Consider the following 18,146-nt stretch of genomic DNA (forward strand, 5'->3'; position numbering starts at 1 on the left):
GTCCCTTCGGGGACCCCTTTTTCCTGTAATTCAAGAGAGTCGGGCAGTATAAGTTCAAAATTGCCGATCCAACTGTAAATGGTGGGTCAGAATCTGCCGAAACTGCAATTTCCGCCCCAAACGTGCTTTTTCAGCAATTCCCTGCCAGAGATTTTAGCGCAAACAGGCGGCGTGAGGTCACTTTTAGGGCAGTTTGAAACTGCCTCTCACATACCGGGCTGCTTCGCTCCATATTAGATTTCGAGGCCGCCAGACGGGTGGTTTCTGATTGAAACCTAATCGAGGAGACCGATTATGAAAACGGTTCTTATCGCGACTACTGCAGTTTTTGCCATGGGCATCGCAGCTAATGCTGCTGTTGCTGACATGGATACAGATGGTGACGGAGTTGTATCCTTCACTGAAATGCTTGCCGTGTTCCCAACCCTGACTGAAGATGGGTTTGCTGCCGTAGACACGAACGGTGATGGTGTAGTTGATGAAACAGAAATGACGGCTGCTGAAGAAGGCGGGCTGATCCCAAGCGCTTCTGACGGCTAAATCTCTCATGTAATTAGCCCAAAGCAAGAGCGCGCCCCGTTTCGATCACGTCTGACTGCCTCAGGCCGGAGCGGGGCGCACTGCGTTTAAAGCCTTACTTACTACCGCGCGCCAAGGCTGCAACGCCTGTGCGGGCCTGTTCGAGCAGCCCCAGCGGGTGCATCAGATCAGCAAATGCATCGATCTTCTCGGACGTGCCGGTCATCTCAAACACGAAGCTTTCCAGCGTCGAATCCACCACATTGGCGCGGAAAATATCCGCCAGCCGCAGGGCTTCGACGCGTTTCTCACCAGTGCCTGCGACCTTGAACAGCGCCAGTTCCCGTTCGACCGAGCTGCCTTCTTCGGTCAGATCATGCACATCATGCACAGGCACCATGCGGCCAAGCTGCGCCTTGATCTGGGTAATCACGGCAGGTGTCCCGGTTGTAACGATTGTGATGCGGGACCGGTGGCCCTCGTGATCGACCTCGGCCACTGTCAGGCTGTCGATATTGTACCCACGGCCCGAGAACAACCCAATCACCCGCGCCAGAACCCCGGCTTCATTGGTGACAAGCACCGCCAGCGTGTGTGTTTCGATGAGGTCGGCATTTGGATCTTTGAGGTCATAGGCCGAGTGTTTTGACGTGCCTTTTTTGATTTTTAGGGGGGACATGGTGGGTTCCTACATCGATAGAAGTTGTGTTCCTGTTTTTGGGTCTGCCAATTCGACAATTTCATTGCCATAGAACGTAGCAACGTCCGATGACACGTCTGCATCTGGTGAGCGGTCCATAAACCATCCGAGTTCGGCACCCATGTCATAACTAGATGTGACTGAGAAGACCGTGAAGACCTCTCCGTTTTCTAAGCTAACAAGCGTTGGCATACCATTTCGCGCTTGAAATAGTTCAGCAACATATAGATCCTTTGGTCGGGTTCCATAGCGTGGATCCCAACCAAGTCTCGTTGCTTTAGCATCTGAGGTCACACCAAAACCCCGCCTTTTTCACCAATCGCATCTTTCACCCCGGCGTCGCCCATCAGCATCTCGTTATGCGGCGCACCTGACGGGATCATCGGGTAGCAGTTTTCGTGTTTCTCGACGAGGCAGTCGAAGACCACGGGGCCGTCATGGTTCAGCATTTCCATGATCGCATCATCCAGATCAGACGGGTCTGAGCAGATTATGCCTTTGGCACCAAAGGCTTGCGCCAACACAACAAAGTCGGGCAGGGCTTCGGACCATGAATGGGAATACCGGTTGCCATGCAGCAATTCCTGCCATTGGCGCACCATGCCCAGCCGTTCATTGTTCAGGATGAACTGTTTCACGGGTAAATCATACTGCCGTGCCGTGCCCATTTCCTGCATGTTCATCAGCCAGGATGCTTCACCGGCAACATTGATTACCAAAGCATCCGGGTGGGCAACCTGCACGCCGATCGAGGCGGGCAAGCCGTAGCCCATCGTGCCAAGCCCGCCTGATGTCATCCATCGGTTCGGATCGTCAAAGCCCAGATACTGCGCAGCCCACATTTGATGCTGGCCGACCTCGGTTGTGATATATCGATCCTTGCGATGCTTGGTCAGTGCTTCAAGACGTTGCAGGGCATATTGCGGCTTAATAGTCTTTTCGGAATTTTTATAATTTAAACAACGGGTTTCGCGCCATTGTTCAATCTGCTTCCACCATTTAGACACACCCTCTTTAGCGGTTTTGCCACCATGGGATTTCCATATGCGCAGCAAGTCCTCCAGAACATTGGTAATGTCGCCAATGATGGGGATATCCACATGGATCACTTTGTTGATCGAGCTTGGATCAATATCGATATGGGCCTTTTTTGATCCGGGGCTGAACGCATCAACGCGGCCGGTGATCCGGTCATCAAAGCGCGCACCGATATTTATCATCAGATCGCACCCATGCATCGCCATGTTGGCTTCATAAAGCCCGTGCATGCCCAGCATACCCAGCCAGTTTTCACCAGAGGCAGGGTAGGCACCCAAGCCCATCAGGGTAGAGGTGACGGGAAAGCCTGTCTCGGTCGCAAGTTCCCGCAGCAGGGCGGTGGCCTTGTCGCCGGAATTTATAACGCCGCCGCCGGTATAGAGGATCGGGCGGCTGGCCGTTTCCATCATTTCTGCCAGCGCGGTAATCGCCTCGATGTCGCCTTTGACCTTTGGCGCATAATGCTTGGTCGCCGCATCTTTTGGGGCCGTGTAGCTGCCCTTGGCAAATTGCACGTCTTTTGGAATATCGATCAGAACAGGGCCGGGGCGACCGTGGGTTGCAACGTGAAAGCCTTGATGGATAACATCCGCGAGTTGATCGGTGTCCTTGACCAGCCAGTTATGCTTGGTGCAGGGGCGGGTGATGCCGACGGTGTCGGCCTCCTGAAAGGCGTCATTGCCGATCATGAATGTCGGAACCTGACCGGTCAGCACGATCATCGGGATGCTGTCCATCAACGCATCTGTCATGCCCGTCACAGCATTTGTGGCACCGGGGCCAGATGTCACCAGAACAACACCCGGCTTACCGGTAGAGCGTGCATAACCTTCAGCTGCGTGGGTTGCGCCCTGTTCGTGGCGGACAAGGATATGGCGGATCTTGGTTTGTTGAAAAATCTCGTCGTAAATCGGTAGGACAGCGCCACCGGGATAGCCAAAGACTGTATCCACGCCCTGATCTATCAAGGCCTGAACCACCATTTCTGCACCGGTCATCTGACGTGTCATCGTATCTCTCCGTTTACGTCTTTCGCTTTGCTCACAAAAAAGCCCCCGGTTTTAAGCGGGGGCGCATGTTTACCAATATGGTTGTCGTCTACCAACCCATGCACCCATTCTCCACAATCACCACTAGGACAGACATGCCCAAAGCTCCTTCATAAGTTTTTTGACTTTATGAGCGGGAATTGGAAGCGTCAACAGGCAAAACCTTGAATAATCTGTCTCAAAGGTAGTTTTTTTGGTATTTTTATTTCGAAAATTCGATTAGCACGCAACTTATTGAAAAATTAGGGCAGGGGTTGATATGGCCAAGACACGAATGGTGCATGAATTTGGCATAGGAACATCGCTGCGGCGGCGTGATTATACCGAAGCCGCAATACGTGCGATCAAGGATGCTTTATGGCATAATTCGCTGACTATAGCGGAAGCCTTCGGGTTCCCGAAGTCAGCAATGATCATCGATGTGGAGATTGGTGTTCAAGAGCCGGAAGCCGTGGAAATTACACGCCTGCTGGAAGTTTTTCCTTACGGCAAACCTTCGATTTCTGTGACCAAAGGCGGGTTGGATGTGCCGAAACCCGGTGGTGACGGGCTGACTGTCATTGCCAATGCCGCTGTCATTGTATCCTTCGATATGGAGCCTGCGACATGAAACGGATCATTCTGGAAATCGGGACTGGCAATGATCTTTATGGTCTGAACTACACCAAAGCCGCCAAGCGGGCGATACAGGATGCCTTGCATCATTCCTCGCTCGTGTTTTTCAAATCGCTTGGCATTGAGCATTCCGACATGCAGGTTCAGGTCACGATCGCAGTGCAGGAGCCTGATAAACTGGACATAGCCGCATTGACGGCAGAGCTGCCAAGGGGCAATGCAGAGGTAACGGGCGTGATAGGTGGGCTGAATGTGGTAGACCCTGACAACGGCACAACACATGTCATCGCAACAGCCGCCATCGAGGCATTCGTGCCAATCAATGCTGATGAGTGGAAACTTTCAGGGCCTTAAGCTGACCCGGATTCTGACGATCTCACATCAGTTCCGGTTCTCTTCCCAGTCGCTTCGCCAAGGGGGCAACGGTTAAGCCTTGCACGATGATTGAGAAGATCACGACCATATAAGTCGCTGTCAGGATCACAGATTTCCACTCATTTTCGGGCAGGGAGAGTGCCAAGGCGACAGAGATACCGCCTTTCAGACCACCCCATGTCATAATCGGGATCACACCATCCGAAAATTCGCGGAAGGGTTTCAACAGCAATACTGGGATAGCCACGGCAGCAAGTCGGGCGGTCAGGGCCAAAACAATAGCCATAAGGCCTGCTGTGAAAGCTTCCATCGAAAAGGCTACGGCGAAGACTTCAAAGCCAATCATTAGGAACAGAACAGCATTCAGTATTTCGTCAATCAGCTTCCAGAAGCCGTCCACATATTGACGGGTCACGGAACTCATCCCGTATTTCGCACCAACGTCACCAATAAGAAGCCCGGCACAGACAGCCATGATAGGCGCTGAGACATGCAACCAGACAGCCAGAGAATAGCCACCAAAGGCCAGCGCCAGCGTGATCAGAACCTCAAGCGAATAGTCATTGATCAGCCGCATAATGCGGAAGGTCATCCAGCCAAGCCCAACACCTAAAGCGGCACCGCCAACGGCCTCTTGAAAAAACAGCTTTGCGGCGTCGGCGACACCTGACGCATGGTGATCATCCCCCGGAAAGGCGAGCCCGACCAGCACCAGGAACACCACATATCCCACGCCATCATTAAACAGGCTTTCGCCGGCGATCTTGGTTTCCATACTTTTCTTCAGGTTTGCCTCGCGCAGAACGCCCAGCACAGCCACAGGGTCCGTGGGGGAAATGAGCGCGCCGAAGACCAGTGCCACCAGCAGCGGCATACCTGTGATATAGCTGAACCCGACACCTGCAATTGCTGTGGACAATCCGACCCCGATCGTAGCCATCAGCACAACTAATCGCCATTGGTCGCGCAAATCGCTCAGCTTTACATGAAGCGCACCGGCAAACAAAAGCAGCCCCAACATACCTTCAAGCAAGGCTTCTGAAAAATCGATGCCTGTGACAATGCTGCGCACCTGATCTGCCATCTCAAGGCTGGGCCAGATCAAATCCGTTGCCATCACCCCAAGCGAGGCAAGCAATGCCACGATCAGGATGCCGATTGAGGAGGGTAGTTTGAGAAACAGATAATTTATCGTTCCAAACGCCGCTGCCATAACGAGAAGCAGCGACGCGATTTGCAGCAGATTCATATGTGTCCCTCAAATATTTTTCAGCAGTTTAGCCGATTTAACCCCGGTTTACAGCATTTGTGGAAACTGGCCTGGAAAGGATAGGGACTGTTTCCATTTGACACTGTCGTGCTGCTCCATGATGTCTGCGTGTAACAAGGGGGCAGACGCATGCAGCAAAAAGACACTATTGACGCTTTCGGTGCTGCATCACTGATCGCGTTCTCTTTGTTGCTGGCGTTCAATCAAGTGGTGATCAAGGTCACAAATGAGGGTTTCCAGCCGGTCTTCTTCGCAGGTATCCGCTCGGCAGGGGCTGTTATTTGTATTTTGATCTGGATGCGCATTCGGGGGCTGCCCTTGCGTATTCCCATTGACACGATCCCGGCAGCGCTGCTGATTGGTGTTGTGTTTTCAGTCGAGTTCATATGCCTGTTTATGGCGCTTGATCTCACGACGGTCACACGCACGTCTGTCATTTTCTATTCGATGCCAGTTTGGTTAGGTCTGGCCGCGCATTTTCTGATCCCCGGTGAACGCCTGACGGCTGTAAAATCTGTTGGACTTCTTTTAGCCTTTGCGGGTGTCAGCTGGGCCATTCTGGACCGTACTGGTGCCGAAGGCGAAGCTTCTTTACAGGGCGATCTCTATGCGCTGGCGGCGGCATTCGGCTGGGCCGGGATTGCGCTTTGTGCCAAGGCGACAAAGCTGAAAGCGGTGCGGGCTGAGGTGCAGCTCTTCTATCAGGTGCTGATCTCTGCGCCGATCCTGCTATTGGCAGCGCTGTTCTTTGGCCCGTTCCTGCGCGATCCACAGGCCATTCATTACGCAGGCCTGATTTTCCAGATCGTGGTGATCGTATCCTTTGGCTTCATTTTATGGTTGTGGCTGCTGTCAATATATCCGGCAGCCAGCGTTGCCAGTTTTTCCTTTCTGTCGCCAGTCTTCGGCGTGTTTCTGGGGTGGTTATTGTTGGATGAAGCACTGGTGCCGTCTATCTTTGGCTCTCTGCTTCTAGTGGCCCTTGGGATCGTGTTGATCAACCGAGCCCCCGCACGCTAAGTGCCGCAAAACGTCTGTCGGACAATCTGCTGCTTGGTCGGGGCAGTTTGCAGGTCACTGTGATCAGGTTGGTCTGTGTAAGGGGTTTCCAACACATGGATCAACCGTTCAAATGGCGCGAAATCACCTTGGACAGCGGCTTGGATGGCTTCTTCAATGCGGTGATTGCGCGGGATGAAGGCCGGGTTAGCGGTTTGCATGAGGGTTTGTACATCACCATCAAGACGAGCATGCCAGTCTTTGGCCCAATCATCAAAGCGCGTTGGGTCCACGAATTGATCCCGCGCTGGCCCACCGGTCGCCATTGCGCGGAAGGTTAGTGTGAAGTCTGCCTGATTTTCCGCCATCCGCAACAGCAAGTCTTGGACCAGAGCGACATCCTCAGTTCTGCCATCATGCAGGCCGATCTTGGCAAAGAACACACGTTTCCAAGCGTCTGTGTAAGCTGTGCCGAAGCCTTGCAGCACCTCTTGCGCTGCTTTCACAGCCGTGTGCGTATCAGGATCGATCTGGGGCAATAGGCTTGAGGCCAGTTGCGCAAGATTCCAGACCAGAATTTCCGGCTGCGCCTGATAGGCATAGCGTCCGAACTGGTCGATGGACGAGAACACCATTGCCGAATGATAGGCGTCCATGAAAGCGCAGGGACCGTAATCTATCGTGATCCCGCCAATATGGGTGTTGTCGGTGTTCATGACGCCGTGGATAAAGCCAAGCCCCATCCACTGCGCGACCAGTTTGGCTTGTGCGGCGGTCACGGCGCTTAGAAACCCGAGCGCATCATTTTGGTCAAGTTCGGGATAGTGGCGGGCAATCGCGAAATTCAGAAGCGCCTCAAGCGCATCATGGTCTTGCTGCGCGGCAAAATACTGGAATGTTCCAACCCGAATATGGCTTGGGGCCACGCGTGTCAGGATTGCACCGGGAAAAGGGGCTTCGCGCAGCACGGTTTCGCCTGTGCCGACGGCCGCCAGCGCCCGCGTGGTTGGCACACCCAAAGCATGCATCGCTTCACTGACAATATATTCGCGCAGAACAGGGCCAAGCCACGCGCGCCCATCGCCCATACGGCTGTAAGGTGTGGGGCCTGAGCCTTTGAGCTGGATATCCCAAAGCTGACCATCCGGGCCGCGTACCTCGCCCAGAAGGTTTGCGCGCCCGTCGCCCAGTCGTGGCGACCAGCCGCCAAATTGATGGCCTGCATAAACTTGCGCCAGGGGTGCCGCACCTTCTGGTACGTGATTGCCCGCGAGCATTGCCACCCCATCGTCGGATCGTAACCAGTCTGACGACAAACCCATTTGTTGCGCCAGTGCGTCATTCACCTTGATCAAAGCAGGTGAGGCGACCGGGATCGGGTTTAGCCGGGTGTAAAACTGCGCGGGCAGAGTAGCGTAGTGGTTTTCAAAGACGGGCGTGGACATCAGAACCTTGAGGTTGTTTGAGCGATATGTAGGCATTGCGCAGGTGAGTGGCCAGCGTGGGAAGGATTTTCTTTGACGCTTTCAGTCTGTCTGGGTCATATTTCACCCGTTCTCACGCGATGTGATCGGTTTCTCACGGGGCCGTGACGGTCTGGTCCGAGGTGAACTCTGTGTGTGCGCATACGCACCTATTTTGGTATATTTTATGGCTTTAGTGCATTGAGATGACGACCCGCACCCGTCATATTCATCTCATCAAACGGGCAAACAGCCCAACACACTTAGACACACAAAACCGGAGTACACAAAATGAAAACCCTTATCGCAACAACCGTCCTCGCCCTGTCTCTCTCAGCTCCTGCTTTCGCGGATCAGGCTTTCTTCGCCCTGACAAACGACTCTGCCGCCGAGCGCGTCGTGCAGGAAACCAGTGTCGGTGACACAGCCGCTGCCAAAGCAGAATTTGCTTTGAGCAACGATTCAGCCGCTGAGCGCATCGTTCAGGACAACGTGGCAACACGCGGCGACACATCCGCCGCCAAAGCGTTCTTCGCCCTCAGCAACGACTCCGCAGCTGAGCGGATCGCGCGCTAATCCTCTTCCCCCAAGCGCGAAAAAAAGGCCATCCTGAAAAGGGTGGCCTTTTTGCTGTTCAAAGGCGTGCAAGCCTTTCTGTCAGAAGGTTAAAGAACCCATCTGCATTCACATCCCCCATAAACATGGTATTTGGTGCGCGACCTGAAACGCGCCACCAATCCGCGACGGTCATACCTAGGGTCAGGTCTGACATAGTCTCAATTTCTACATTGACGTGCCGACCTGAGAACAGCCCTGGGTCCAGCAAATGGGCGATAACACAGGGGTCATGCAACGGCGCGCCGGCAGAGCCGTATTTCTCTTTATCGAAACGCTCAAAGAAGTCGGTCCACTCGGCGACCATGCGCCCGACTTCGCTACCCATGGCACGGAACGCATCGACCCGTGCTTGTGTGGTCAGGGCTTTATGGGTGACATCCAGAGGCATGACCGTAATGGGAATGCCTGACCCAAAAACGATTTTCGCCGCGTCCGGGTCCACATAAATGTTGAATTCCGCAGCCGGGGTAATGTTACCCACCTCGAAATAGGCACCGCCCATCAGAACGATTTCCTGCACGCGGCCAATGATATCAGGGGCGCGCTCAAAAGCTGTGGCGATGTTGGTCAAGGGACCAAGCGGGCAGAGCGTGACGGTTTCGGACGCCTGAGCGCGCAGGGTTTCAATGATAAAATCCACACCATGCTGATCCTGCAAGCCCATAACAGGGTCGGGCAGCACCGAGCCATCAAGCCCGGTTTTGCCATGCACATGCTCCGCCGTGACCAGCTTGCGTTTCAGCGGTGTGTCGCAGCCCGCGAAAACGCGCATATCCGGTCTGCCTGCCAGTTCGCACACGATACGGGCATTTTTCTGTGTCAGGGGCAGGGGGACATTGCCCGCCACGGCTGTGATACCCAAAACCTCTAACTCGGGTGAGGCCAGGGCCAGCAGGATCGCGACAGCGTCGTCTTGGCCGGGATCGGTGTCGATAATAATCTTGCGCGCGCTCATAAAGGGCGGACTTTCAGCTTGGTCAGACGGTTTTGATCCTTTGCCATGACTTCAAACCGGAATCCGTGGAACGAAAACACTTGACCGATCTCAGGGATCATCTGTGCCTCATGGATCACCAGACCAGCAAGAGTATTGGCTTCTTCATCAGGTAAGGACCAATCGGCCAGCCGATTGACATCGCGGATCGTGGCGCTGCCGTCGATCAGGAAATGCCCGTCGGTTGTCCGCTCAATCAGCTGTTCATCATGAACGTCGAATTCGTCGGTAATCTCACCAACGATTTCTTCAAGAATATCCTCAAGGGTGATCAGGCCGCGCAAGGCGCCGTATTCATCAATCACCAGCCCAAAGTGAGTGCGCAATTTCAGAAACTGGCGCATTTGCTCATCCAGAGATGTTGTGTCTGGCACAAAGTAAGGCTTCATCGCAACGCCCATGACGTCGAACTTACCCAAATCATTCACATCGCCATCGGGGCCACGTACCAGCTTGTCGACCGCGCGCAACAGATCCTTTGCATGGACAACGCCGACGATATTTTCCGGCTCACTCTTGTATACGGGCAGGCGCGTATGCGGCGAGGCCAGGCACTCGGACAATATTTTCTCGGGCGGATCATCGGCGTTAATCATCTGAATTTCCGAGCGGTGCAGCATAATTTCTTCTACATCCCGCGTGTCCAGATCCAGCGCGCCCAAAAGGCGGTCGCGTTGTTCTTTTTCGACCACACCTTCCTGATGGCCCAGCGCCAGCGCGCCCGCGATTTCTTCATGCACGGACAGGATATGTGTATCCGGATCAGTCTCAACGCCGAAGACCTTGAGAAGCTGACGCACCAGCGCCCGCACGGCTGTCACGATTGGGGCAAAGACTAAAATAACACCAGCAATAATGCGCGATACACGTGCGGCTGCGGTTTCGGCATTGGTGATGGCATAAGTCTTTGGCAGCACTTCGGCAAAGATCAGCACCAAAATGGTCATCACAAGTGTTGCCAAGGCGACCCCGCTTTCGCCGAAAGCACGGGTGAAAAGCGCAGTCGCAAGAGAGGCCGCAAGAATATTCACAAGGTTATTGCCCAGCAAAACCGAGCCGATCAATCGCTCATTATCCTCGGTAATCCTCAGGGCGCGGGCCGCACCCGGAGAGCCTTTATCCGCCTGCGCGCGCAGTTTTCCGCGTGATGCGGCGGTCAAAGCCGTCTCAGAGCCGGAGAAGAACGCCGAAAGCACCAACAGCCCTATAATCGAGGCTGCGGTAATCCAGAACGCTGCATCCAAAATCGGTGTGGGGTCGTCCATAGCGCTTGCGATCCATATTTTTTGCATTATCCATGGGTTATGGGGCGTGCAGGTCCGCCATTCAAGGGGAGACAGTATTTGAGCGGTATTGATTACAGAATTGAAGATCACGGTGAATTACATGGGGACGTTTTGTTATTTGGGGGACCGTATTCCAACCTTGAGGCGTTACAGGCCCTGCTTGAAATCGCGGAGGAGCGTGGCATCCCGCAGGCCAACCGTGTCTGTACGGGCGATATTGTAGCTTATTGTGCGGATCCGCAGGTAACATTTGACAGGGTGCTTTTTGATTGTGGCATCGTCGTTGCGGGGAATTGCGAAAAACAGCTGGCGGCGGATGCAGATAATTGCGGCTGCGGTTTTCAGGACGGGTCTGTCTGCGACATGGCGTCAAAGACGTGGTTTCCCTATGCTGCAGCGCGGATGGAAGACTGGCGCGACGTTATGGAAGAGATGTCAGATATGGCAGTCTTTACCCATAACGGCAAACGATATGCAGTCATCCACGGCGGGCTCAGCGATATCTCTCGCTATCTGTGGCCTGTTTCGCCCGATAGTGCGTTTGAGGAAGAAATCGCCGCTATAGAGGCCGAGCTAGGCCCGATAGACGGGGTCATTGCAGGGCATTGCGGGCTTCCATTTGAAAAGCGCATTGGAACGCATCACTGGATCAATGCAGGTGTTATCGGGATGCCGCCAAATGACGGACACCCGGATACGCGCTTTGCCATATTATTCGACGGCGGCGTGAAGTTCGAGCGGCTGCCCTATGCGTTCTATAGCGCAGCCTCGTCCATGCAAGCGGCTGGTCTGACACAGGGCTATGACGCAAGCCTGAATTCTGGCCGCTGGCCCAGCGAAGAAATCCTGCCGCAGGAACTAAGACGTCGGGTTTAGGCTGGTACGTGTCAGGGGATAGGGAAGGTTTAGGGGTAACTCTTCTTTCATTAAATGCAGGTTCAAACGGCATCATGGCTGACGCGCCTTACACGGAACCTTGGCTTGTACCGCTTTATGATGTGCTGAACCCTTGGGGGCCAGAGAATGAGTTCTACCTGGCGCAGGCATCTGCAGATGCTACGGACATTCTTGATGTCGGATGTGGTACGGGTCTGCAAGCGGTCGCGTTTGCTACAAAAGGCCATCGGGTCGTCGGGATCGACCCGGCAGAACCGATGCTTGCAATGGCGCGCCGCCGCCCGAATGGGCAGATAGTAGATTGGCATTGTATTGATGTCGAACAGTTTCGCTGTGACAAGTCATTCGATTTTGCCTATATGACAGGCCATGCATTTCAGTGTCTTTTAAGTGACGCGGATATTCTTCGGGCATTTCGTACTGTCGCAGCTGTCTTGAAACCAAACGGTCGGTTTGTGTTTGAAACCCGCAACCCGCAGGCGCGTCCCTGGATGCGCTGGCAGCCAGACACATCCCGCATCTCAGCTACGTCTGTGACTGGTGAGGCATTTGAGATGTTTCATACTTTGATCGCGGTCAAAGAGGATCTTGTCACATTCGAAACAAGCTATCTGCTTGCGGCTAAGACGTTACGCTCCAGAAGCACGCTGCGATTCTGCACTTTGGCCAAGATTGACAGGCTCGCCGGGCGGGCGGGGTTGTGCATTGAAAAAACCTATGGAGACTGGGACTTGTCGCCACTTACGAACGTATCACCAGAGATTATTGTGACACTTCGACGGTGCTAATTTACATTCTTTACCAGCGGGTGATGTTCCAACACCAATTCTTTGAGGCGTTCGTCCAAGACATGCGTATAGATTTCTGTGGTCGAGATATCGGCGTGCCCCAGAAGTGTCTGGATCGACCGTAGATCAGCACCATTTGCCAGTAGATGGGTGGCAAAAGCGTGGCGCAAAGTGTGGGGCGTGACCTTATCAGGTGAGACGCCGCCTGCGACCGCCAGTTCCTTAATCAACATATAAAAGCGATGCCGGGTCAGGTGGCCCAGCTTTCCGCGAGAGGGAAACAGAAATTTGGAAAGTGCGGCCCCCTTATCCTGCGCAGCTTTGTCGATCTTGTCACGTGTGACGATCCAGGTGGCCAACGCACTTCGTGCCGATGGGGCCAAAGGCACCATGCGTTCCTTTCCGCCCTTACCTTTGACCAGTAACATACGCGGATCGCCACGGGTTGCAGATACCGGCAGCGAGACAAGCTCACTGACGCGCATACCAGTGGCATAAAGCAGCTCCATCAGGCAGGTATTGCGCAGCCTGTCATCACGGCTGCGCGCACCAGTCTGCGCTGCCCCAAGCAGGCAGTCGACTTCGTCGACGCTGAGCGTTTTTGGAAGCGTCTTTTGCCGTCCTGGCCCTTTAATCTGAATAGCAGGGTTGTCTTCACGCAGGCCTTCCTCATAAGCAAAACGATAGAGCTGTTTGATCGCAGAAAGGCGACGGGCACGGGTGGATTGCGCCATACCGGCTGCATCACATTTGATCAGGTAGGCTTCGACATCGCTGGGCAGTGCGGTCTCGAAAGTCTTGCCCGTATCAGCCAGAAATTCGGCGAAATCGATAAGGTCCCGCCCGTAGGCAAGCCTTGTGTTTTCTGCTGCATCCAGCTCAGCGGCTTGCGCGTCCAGGAACGTGTCAATCCAGCGGGCCATGGCGCGGGGCAGTGTCATCCGTCAGCACGGGTCAGAAGGATATGAAGCGCTGTCCTGCGCGCGACGTTTTCAAGTCCCAGTTTTCGCAACAGGGTCAGGCCCTGTTCAAGTGCCGCTGGATCAGCCCGAGGGCCGTCCTCCATAAGTATCAGAGCTTCAAGAGCAGCTTCGCCCAAGCGCCTGTCGGCCAGCAAAGGGGCGAATGTGTCCGGCGTTTTATCCGTTGTGAAAGCGGTAATTATTGCAGATTCGATCGAGTTGTTGCTGCGATGCCCGACGACGTCGCCTTTTGCAACCGCAATCCATAGGGGGGAATACCTTCTGGTAATGTGCGAGAGTTCGCGACGGCTTCATAGGCGTCAGACAGCAGCGCGAGGCGTAGAGCGTCCTTTGCGGCGCGTCCTGTTAGTGGGACAAGAGCAAGCTTCTCGCCATATATGTCCGCAAATGCTGCCTCTAAGCCCGCGCGGCGCATGGCGTTTATGGCAACCGGCATATGTCGCGCAATCGCGTCGGGTGCGCGGGTTAGTAAAGCATCATCAAAGGCTTGCACTGCCTCGACCCTGTCCCAGACCCCGCCTGAGGCGGCAGGGCTTCGTTCTTCATAGATGGCAATCAACTGGTTGGCAGGAATGGCCCCGGTTCGGGTCAGACGTTCAGCCGCCTCGATGCGCGCTTTCCATCCTTCTGTCTTACCAAGGGCCGCATAGGCAAAGGCGTTGGGCAGGGTGGACAGGGCCAATGGCTCCCCAATGGCTTCATGCATACGAAAGGCGAGGGGGGACAGGCGGGTCGGGGGTGCCAGGGGCGGTTCACCCTCAAACAGGTCTGGATCAAGGAATCGGGCCAGCAGCGCCTCTTCCTCTTGGCTTACCACGCCCAGAATGCGGGCGCTGTTGAGTGTCAGGGCGGCAGCGGGCCAATCCCCACCACGGGCCAGGCAGAAAATTCGGGCCGGATAGGTTGGGGCAATGTCCGGATTGGCTTGCATCACGCGGCAAGCTTGTTCTTCATGATCCGTCAGAAGGCTTACATCAAACCAGCGACGGAACAGATGTGGTCTGTTAGGGCCAGCACGTTCCATCAGGGCGCGTGCCTGATCCAATGCCCCCATATCCAAAAACTTGTCTACACGCGCCAGAAATAGCCCGGCATCATTCTTGCTTCCAGCCGGAGAGTCGAGTTCTGCCAGAAGAAGCATTATTAGAAAATTCGCCAAAGGTGCTGGCAGGTCCGTGCGTTGGCGGGCAATCAGTTTTTGCAATGTGGCGCTGCTGGAGTTGCCCCAGAAATCAGCTGGCAGCCCTGTAACCCTACGCGGCAAAAGTCCTACAGCATTGGTGTTGATGTCCCCCAAAGCGGTGGTTGTCACGGTCTCGGGCAAGGCCGATTTCGTCGTTGTATCGGGTTGAGTCGGTGTAATGACCGCCGGTTGGCTGACCACATCAGACAACCAATCAATGGCTGAAAGTGGTTTTCCTGCAGGCTCAGACTCTTGCGCTATAACTGGCAAGCCCCCCAAGCTCAGGCAAACTGTGCAGATTAAGAGATTAATTCGCATCCAGATCGACCGGTTGGTTCACTTCTACCCTGTTGGGCGTCAGATCGCCGATATAGGCATAGCCAATAATCCCGATGATACCCACCAGGATAAGGAAAATCAAAGCTTTGAAAAGCCGCCACATTCTGCCTCTGCCTCGTTCTGTCATTGGCGCTTTGCGCCTTTTTTAATATTCTTATATGGCATTCTACACAAGAGCACGCCATTGAGACAGTGAAATAGCAGATTGAGCAACACAATGCCCACCGAGCGTTACAAATTAAACAAACCCGTAGTCATGGTTGGCATGATGGGGGCAGGTAAAACCGCCGTGGGGTGTGCGTTGGCGCGGCTTCTTGACGTGGAGTTTCTGGATTCCGATGAGGCGCTTGAAAAAGCGGCCTGCATGTCAATCGCCGAAATTTTCGAACGGGACGGTGAGGCCTTTTTTCGCAGGCGTGAGGCCGAGGTCATTTCCCGCCTTTTGGACGGCAAGCCATGTGTTCTGTCCACTGGCGGCGGCGCATTTCTGGCCGAGCCTAACCGAGCTATGATTTCCGAGAAGGCCGTTTCGGTCTGGCTGAAAGCCGATTTACAGCTTCTCTGGAGCAGGGTCAGCCATAAAACCACGCGCCCTTTGCTATTAACAGATAACCCGTTCGAGACGCTCAAAACACTCTGCGCAGAACGTGAGCCCGTTTACAAAAACGCCACATTGGCGGTAGAGGCCCGGCCTGAGTATTCGATCAAAGAGATGGCGCAGGTCGTGTTGCGTGCGCTTTTGGATCAGGGCAGTATTGTGGAGCAGGTGGCATGATTGAAACTTTGCGTGTTGAGCTGGGCGATCGCGCCTATGACATCCGCATTGGCGAAGGGCTTGTGGCCCGCGCCGGGGCTGAGATTGCGCCACTTCTGGCGCGGCCACGAGTGGCTGTGCTGACGGATGAAACGGTCGCAGAATTGCATCTTGATAGCTTGCGGGCAGGGTTGGCGGATACCGGGATCGATATGGTGTCGCTAGCTTTGCCGCCCGGGGAAGGTACTAAAAGCTGGCCGCATTTTACCCGCGCCGTTGAGTGGCTATTGGATCAAAAGATCGAACGACGCGATATTGTCGTAGCCTTTGGCGGCGGTGTGATCGGCGATTTAGCAGGCTTTGCGGCTGCCGTGCTACGACGCGGGGTCAGGTTTGTGCAAATACCGACCTCGCTTTTGGCGCAAGTGGACAGCTCTGTCGGTGGCAAAACCGGGATCAACGCGCCTCAGGGCAAAAACCTGATCGGGGCGTTTCACCAGCCATCTCTGGTGCTGGCCGATGTGGGTGTACTTGGCACGCTGACCCCGCGTGATTTTCTGGCGGGCTATGGTGAAGTCGTTAAATACGGCCTGCTGGGGGATGCAGAGTTTTTCGAGTGGCTGGAACGCAACGGCCCTGCGCTTGCTGCAGGCGACGTGCCCAAACGGGTCGAGGCGGTGCGCCGGTCCTGCCAGATGAAGGCCGATATCGTTGCGCGGGACGAAACGGAACAGGGCGATCGGGCGCTCCTTAATCTGGGACACACATTCTGCCACGCACTAGAGGCTGCGACCGGTTATTCTGACCGCCTTCTCCATGGGGAAGGCGTTGCAATTGGCTGTGCGCTGGCCTTTGAGGTCTCGGCCCGTTTGGGGTTGTGTTCTCAGGAAAGCCCCAGCCGGGTGCGTGAGCATCTGAAGACTATGGGTATGAAAACCGACCTTGCGGATATCGAGGGCAATTTACCCGATGCCGATGGGTTGATCGATCTGATGGGGCAGGACAAGAAGGTGGTTGATGGTCGTCTGACCTTCATCATGGCCCGCGCCATCGGGGAAGCTTTCGTGACGGATAAGGTGGAGGGGGCCGTCGTGAAAGATGTGCTCACGGACGCCTTGCTCAGACGCGGTGTTGATCCGGTCTAAGACCTCCGGGATTTGGGATGCAGCGAGCTTGCCAGGATGTGATCCGCCTCGTGGATCACATGGCTGGCATGGCGCACGATCTTGGGATCGGGGGTTTGCACGACGCTTTCGTCTTTATCCGGGTAGTCAAGCGATGACAGGAAGTGGCGCATACAATTCAGCCGCGCGCGTTTCTTGTCGTTTGAGCGGATGACGGTCCACGGTGCATCTGCGGTGTCCGTATAGAAAAACATTGCTTCTTTTGCTTCGGTATAATCATCCCATTTGTCCAGACTTGCCCGGTCAATCGGGGACAGCTTCCACCGTTTCAAAGGGTCTGTTTCGCGCGATTTGAAACGCCTTTTCTGTTCTTCCTGCGTCACCGAGAACCAGTATTTGAACAACTGGATCCCGCTGCGGGTGAGCATGCGCTCAAATTCTGGTGTTTGTCGCATATATTCCAGATATTCGTGTGGTTCACAGAACCCCATGACCCGTTCGACACCAGCGCGATTATACCAGGATCGGTCATAAAGAACGATTTCGCCGGATGTTGGCAAGTGTTTGACGTAACGCTGAAAAAACCACTGACCGCGTTCTTCTTCGGTTGGTTTGTTCAGCGCAACGACCCGCGCCGTTCGCGGGTTCAGATGTTCGGTAAACCGCTTGATCGTGCCGCCTTTATCTGCAGCGTCCCGCCCTTCAAACAGCATCACAAATTTCTGTCCGGTCTCTTGCGCCCATAGCTGAACCTTGAGCAATTCGGCCTGCAGGGCAGCCTTCTCTTCCTCATATACGGATCGAGCAAGCTTGGTCGGGTAGGGGTAGTCCCCCTGTTCAAAACCTGCGATCGTGTCTGTCGGTTTGTCCTGCGCGGATGGGTTCTTCTTCTTCGCTAAGACCGGCATGATAGCTCCCCTTCTGATGGTCGCGCATATATGGCGGTTTGACCTGAGGCTTCCATGGTATGGATCAAATCTGCAGAATGGTTCAGATTGTTATTAGGTTTTGGGGGTTTTGTGAAAGATGTTTTGCCGCATTTCTGGAATGGTTGGTGAAGTCTGTGGCAGTATTGGCATCGCCGCTTTGAGCAACCTCATCGCCTGACCAGGCGGAAGTCACTCGCCTGTGCAAGCACCCCTGAAAAAGCAT

General features: G+C 54.6%; 21 protein-coding genes. 9 read left to right on the forward strand and 12 right to left on the reverse strand.

Annotated elements, in window-relative coordinates:
• The first annotated feature begins 294 nt into the window (after positions 1–294).
• On the forward strand, positions 295–540 hold the full coding sequence (locus ACZ1HF_RS03320; protein WP_472656165.1) for an EF-hand domain-containing protein: 246 nt from the start codon (positions 295–297) through the stop codon (positions 538–540).
• A 94-nt stretch (positions 541–634) separates the two neighbouring features.
• On the opposite strand, the gene ilvN is transcribed toward ACZ1HF_RS03320, so the two are convergent.
• The 3 genes from ilvN to ACZ1HF_RS03335 all read right to left on the reverse strand — a co-directional run bounded on the left by ilvN (position 635) and on the right by ACZ1HF_RS03335 (position 3,267).
• Positions 635–1,198 (reverse strand): acetolactate synthase small subunit, encoded by a 564-nt coding sequence (ilvN, locus tag ACZ1HF_RS03325; protein WP_472656166.1) that lies wholly within the window; start codon positions 1,196–1,198, stop codon positions 635–637.
• 9 nt (positions 1,199–1,207) lie between these two features.
• Positions 1,208–1,411: a hypothetical protein gene (locus ACZ1HF_RS03330; RefSeq protein WP_472656167.1), complete on the reverse strand. Its 204-nt coding sequence runs from the start codon at positions 1,409–1,411 to the stop codon at positions 1,208–1,210.
• Between the two features lie 98 nt (positions 1,412–1,509).
• Positions 1,510–3,267, reverse strand: a complete 1,758-nt coding sequence (locus ACZ1HF_RS03335) for an acetolactate synthase 3 large subunit (RefSeq protein WP_472656168.1) — start codon at positions 3,265–3,267, stop codon at positions 1,510–1,512.
• 298 nt (positions 3,268–3,565) lie between these two features.
• On the opposite strand from ACZ1HF_RS03335, the gene ACZ1HF_RS03340 reads away from it, so the two are divergent.
• Both ACZ1HF_RS03340 and ACZ1HF_RS03345 read left to right on the forward strand, forming a co-directional pair.
• Entirely contained in the window at positions 3,566–3,916 is a 351-nt protein-coding gene (locus ACZ1HF_RS03340; protein ID WP_472656169.1) for a Lin0512 family protein, read from the forward strand.
• On the forward strand, positions 3,913–4,275 hold the full coding sequence (locus ACZ1HF_RS03345; RefSeq protein ID WP_472656170.1) for a Lin0512 family protein: 363 nt from the start codon (positions 3,913–3,915) through the stop codon (positions 4,273–4,275). Before ACZ1HF_RS03340 ends, ACZ1HF_RS03345 begins: the two co-directional genes overlap by 4 nt.
• A 22-nt stretch (positions 4,276–4,297) precedes the next feature.
• Here the strand turns inward: ACZ1HF_RS03345 and ACZ1HF_RS03350 are convergent, their stop codons facing one another.
• On the reverse strand, positions 4,298–5,545 hold the full coding sequence (locus tag ACZ1HF_RS03350; protein ID WP_472656171.1) for a cation:proton antiporter: 1,248 nt from the start codon (positions 5,543–5,545) through the stop codon (positions 4,298–4,300).
• 150 nt (positions 5,546–5,695) lie between these two features.
• Between ACZ1HF_RS03350 and ACZ1HF_RS03355 the strand changes: the two genes are divergently transcribed.
• On the forward strand, positions 5,696–6,586 hold the full coding sequence (locus ACZ1HF_RS03355; RefSeq protein WP_472656172.1) for a DMT family transporter: 891 nt from the start codon (positions 5,696–5,698) through the stop codon (positions 6,584–6,586).
• Here ACZ1HF_RS03355 and ACZ1HF_RS03360 read toward each other — a convergent pair.
• A complete protein-coding gene (locus tag ACZ1HF_RS03360; protein WP_472656173.1) occupies positions 6,583–8,010 on the reverse strand; it encodes a protein adenylyltransferase SelO in 1,428 nt (475 codons plus the stop codon). The genes ACZ1HF_RS03355 and ACZ1HF_RS03360 overlap by 4 nt on opposite strands.
• Before the next feature lie 309 nt (positions 8,011–8,319).
• On the opposite strand from ACZ1HF_RS03360, the gene ACZ1HF_RS03365 reads away from it, so the two are divergent.
• Positions 8,320–8,604, forward strand: coding sequence for a hypothetical protein (locus ACZ1HF_RS03365; protein WP_472655955.1), 285 nt, complete (start codon positions 8,320–8,322; stop codon positions 8,602–8,604).
• 58 nt (positions 8,605–8,662) lie between these two features.
• Here the strand turns inward: ACZ1HF_RS03365 and ACZ1HF_RS03370 are convergent, their stop codons facing one another.
• Both ACZ1HF_RS03370 and ACZ1HF_RS03375 read right to left on the reverse strand, forming a co-directional pair.
• On the reverse strand, positions 8,663–9,601 hold the full coding sequence (locus ACZ1HF_RS03370; RefSeq protein ID WP_472656174.1) for a nucleoside hydrolase: 939 nt from the start codon (positions 9,599–9,601) through the stop codon (positions 8,663–8,665).
• Positions 9,598–10,905 carry an HlyC/CorC family transporter gene (locus ACZ1HF_RS03375; RefSeq protein WP_472656175.1) on the reverse strand — a complete coding sequence of 436 codons (1,308 nt, stop codon included), beginning with the start codon at positions 10,903–10,905 and terminating at the stop codon, positions 9,598–9,600. Before ACZ1HF_RS03375 ends, ACZ1HF_RS03370 begins: the two co-directional genes overlap by 4 nt.
• A 78-nt stretch (positions 10,906–10,983) precedes the next feature.
• On the opposite strand from ACZ1HF_RS03375, the gene ACZ1HF_RS03380 reads away from it, so the two are divergent.
• Together ACZ1HF_RS03380 and ACZ1HF_RS03385 are read left to right on the forward strand one after the other, a co-directional pair.
• A complete protein-coding gene (locus tag ACZ1HF_RS03380; RefSeq protein WP_472656176.1) occupies positions 10,984–11,802 on the forward strand; it encodes a metallophosphoesterase family protein in 819 nt (272 codons plus the stop codon).
• 74 nt (positions 11,803–11,876) lie between these two features.
• The gene (locus ACZ1HF_RS03385) at positions 11,877–12,611 is read left to right on the forward strand and encodes a class I SAM-dependent methyltransferase (protein ID WP_472656177.1); all 735 of its coding nucleotides are present in this window, start codon (positions 11,877–11,879) and stop codon (positions 12,609–12,611) included.
• On the opposite strand, the gene ACZ1HF_RS03390 is transcribed toward ACZ1HF_RS03385, so the two are convergent.
• The 4 genes from ACZ1HF_RS03390 to ACZ1HF_RS03405 form a co-directional block, all read right to left on the reverse strand.
• The gene (locus tag ACZ1HF_RS03390; protein WP_472656178.1) at positions 12,608–13,552 is read right to left on the reverse strand and encodes a site-specific tyrosine recombinase XerD; all 945 of its coding nucleotides are present in this window, start codon (positions 13,550–13,552) and stop codon (positions 12,608–12,610) included. The two genes, ACZ1HF_RS03385 and ACZ1HF_RS03390, sit on opposite strands and share 4 nt — an antisense overlap.
• On the reverse strand, positions 13,549–13,710 hold the full coding sequence (locus ACZ1HF_RS03395; RefSeq protein WP_472656179.1) for a hypothetical protein: 162 nt from the start codon (positions 13,708–13,710) through the stop codon (positions 13,549–13,551). Before ACZ1HF_RS03395 ends, ACZ1HF_RS03390 begins: the two co-directional genes overlap by 4 nt.
• A gap of 62 nt (positions 13,711–13,772) precedes the next feature.
• Complete coding sequence (locus ACZ1HF_RS03400; RefSeq protein ID WP_472656180.1) at positions 13,773–15,095, reverse strand: hypothetical protein; 1,323 nt, start codon at positions 15,093–15,095, stop codon at positions 13,773–13,775.
• Positions 15,085–15,219 carry a hypothetical protein gene (locus ACZ1HF_RS03405; RefSeq protein ID WP_472656181.1) on the reverse strand — a complete coding sequence of 45 codons (135 nt, stop codon included), beginning with the start codon at positions 15,217–15,219 and terminating at the stop codon, positions 15,085–15,087. Before ACZ1HF_RS03405 ends, ACZ1HF_RS03400 begins: the two co-directional genes overlap by 11 nt.
• Positions 15,220–15,333: 114 nt before the next feature.
• Between ACZ1HF_RS03405 and ACZ1HF_RS03410 the strand changes: the two genes are divergently transcribed.
• Positions 15,334–15,891, forward strand: a complete 558-nt coding sequence (locus tag ACZ1HF_RS03410; RefSeq protein ID WP_472656182.1) for a shikimate kinase — start codon at positions 15,334–15,336, stop codon at positions 15,889–15,891.
• The gene (gene aroB, locus ACZ1HF_RS03415; protein WP_472656183.1) at positions 15,888–17,015 is read left to right on the forward strand and encodes a 3-dehydroquinate synthase; all 1,128 of its coding nucleotides are present in this window, start codon (positions 15,888–15,890) and stop codon (positions 17,013–17,015) included. Before ACZ1HF_RS03410 ends, aroB begins: the two co-directional genes overlap by 4 nt.
• On the opposite strand, the gene ppk2 is transcribed toward aroB, so the two are convergent.
• Positions 17,012–17,902 carry a polyphosphate kinase 2 gene (gene ppk2, locus ACZ1HF_RS03420; RefSeq protein WP_472656184.1) on the reverse strand — a complete coding sequence of 297 codons (891 nt, stop codon included), beginning with the start codon at positions 17,900–17,902 and terminating at the stop codon, positions 17,012–17,014. The two genes, aroB and ppk2, sit on opposite strands and share 4 nt — an antisense overlap.
• Positions 17,903–18,146 lie beyond the last annotated feature (244 nt).

This window comes from Litoreibacter sp. GN1-5 (assembly GCF_055693805.1).

Coding starts and splice junctions, on each gene's coding strand:
- ACZ1HF_RS03320 (WP_472656165.1), top strand. CDS start 295: ATGAAAACGGTTCTTATCGCGACTACTGCAGTTTTTGCCATGGGCATC.
- ilvN (WP_472656166.1), bottom strand. CDS start 1,198: ATGTCCCCCCTAAAAATCAAAAAAGGCACGTCAAAACACTCGGCCTAT.
- ACZ1HF_RS03330 (WP_472656167.1), bottom strand. CDS start 1,411: ATGCCAACGCTTGTTAGCTTAGAAAACGGAGAGGTCTTCACGGTCTTC.
- ACZ1HF_RS03335 (WP_472656168.1), bottom strand. CDS start 3,267: ATGACACGTCAGATGACCGGTGCAGAAATGGTGGTTCAGGCCTTGATA.
- ACZ1HF_RS03340 (WP_472656169.1), top strand. CDS start 3,566: ATGGCCAAGACACGAATGGTGCATGAATTTGGCATAGGAACATCGCTG.
- ACZ1HF_RS03345 (WP_472656170.1), top strand. CDS start 3,913: ATGAAACGGATCATTCTGGAAATCGGGACTGGCAATGATCTTTATGGT.
- ACZ1HF_RS03350 (WP_472656171.1), bottom strand. CDS start 5,545: ATGAATCTGCTGCAAATCGCGTCGCTGCTTCTCGTTATGGCAGCGGCG.
- ACZ1HF_RS03355 (WP_472656172.1), top strand. CDS start 5,696: ATGCAGCAAAAAGACACTATTGACGCTTTCGGTGCTGCATCACTGATC.
- ACZ1HF_RS03360 (WP_472656173.1), bottom strand. CDS start 8,010: ATGTCCACGCCCGTCTTTGAAAACCACTACGCTACTCTGCCCGCGCAG.
- ACZ1HF_RS03365 (WP_472655955.1), top strand. CDS start 8,320: ATGAAAACCCTTATCGCAACAACCGTCCTCGCCCTGTCTCTCTCAGCT.
- ACZ1HF_RS03370 (WP_472656174.1), bottom strand. CDS start 9,601: ATGAGCGCGCGCAAGATTATTATCGACACCGATCCCGGCCAAGACGAC.
- ACZ1HF_RS03375 (WP_472656175.1), bottom strand. CDS start 10,905: ATGGACGACCCCACACCGATTTTGGATGCAGCGTTCTGGATTACCGCA.
- ACZ1HF_RS03385 (WP_472656177.1), top strand. CDS start 11,877: ATGGCTGACGCGCCTTACACGGAACCTTGGCTTGTACCGCTTTATGAT.
- ACZ1HF_RS03390 (WP_472656178.1), bottom strand. CDS start 13,552: ATGACACTGCCCCGCGCCATGGCCCGCTGGATTGACACGTTCCTGGAC.
- ACZ1HF_RS03400 (WP_472656180.1), bottom strand. CDS start 15,095: ATGCGAATTAATCTCTTAATCTGCACAGTTTGCCTGAGCTTGGGGGGC.
- ACZ1HF_RS03405 (WP_472656181.1), bottom strand. CDS start 15,219: ATGTGGCGGCTTTTCAAAGCTTTGATTTTCCTTATCCTGGTGGGTATC.
- ACZ1HF_RS03410 (WP_472656182.1), top strand. CDS start 15,334: ATGCCCACCGAGCGTTACAAATTAAACAAACCCGTAGTCATGGTTGGC.
- aroB (WP_472656183.1), top strand. CDS start 15,888: ATGATTGAAACTTTGCGTGTTGAGCTGGGCGATCGCGCCTATGACATC.
- ppk2 (WP_472656184.1), bottom strand. CDS start 17,902: ATGCCGGTCTTAGCGAAGAAGAAGAACCCATCCGCGCAGGACAAACCG.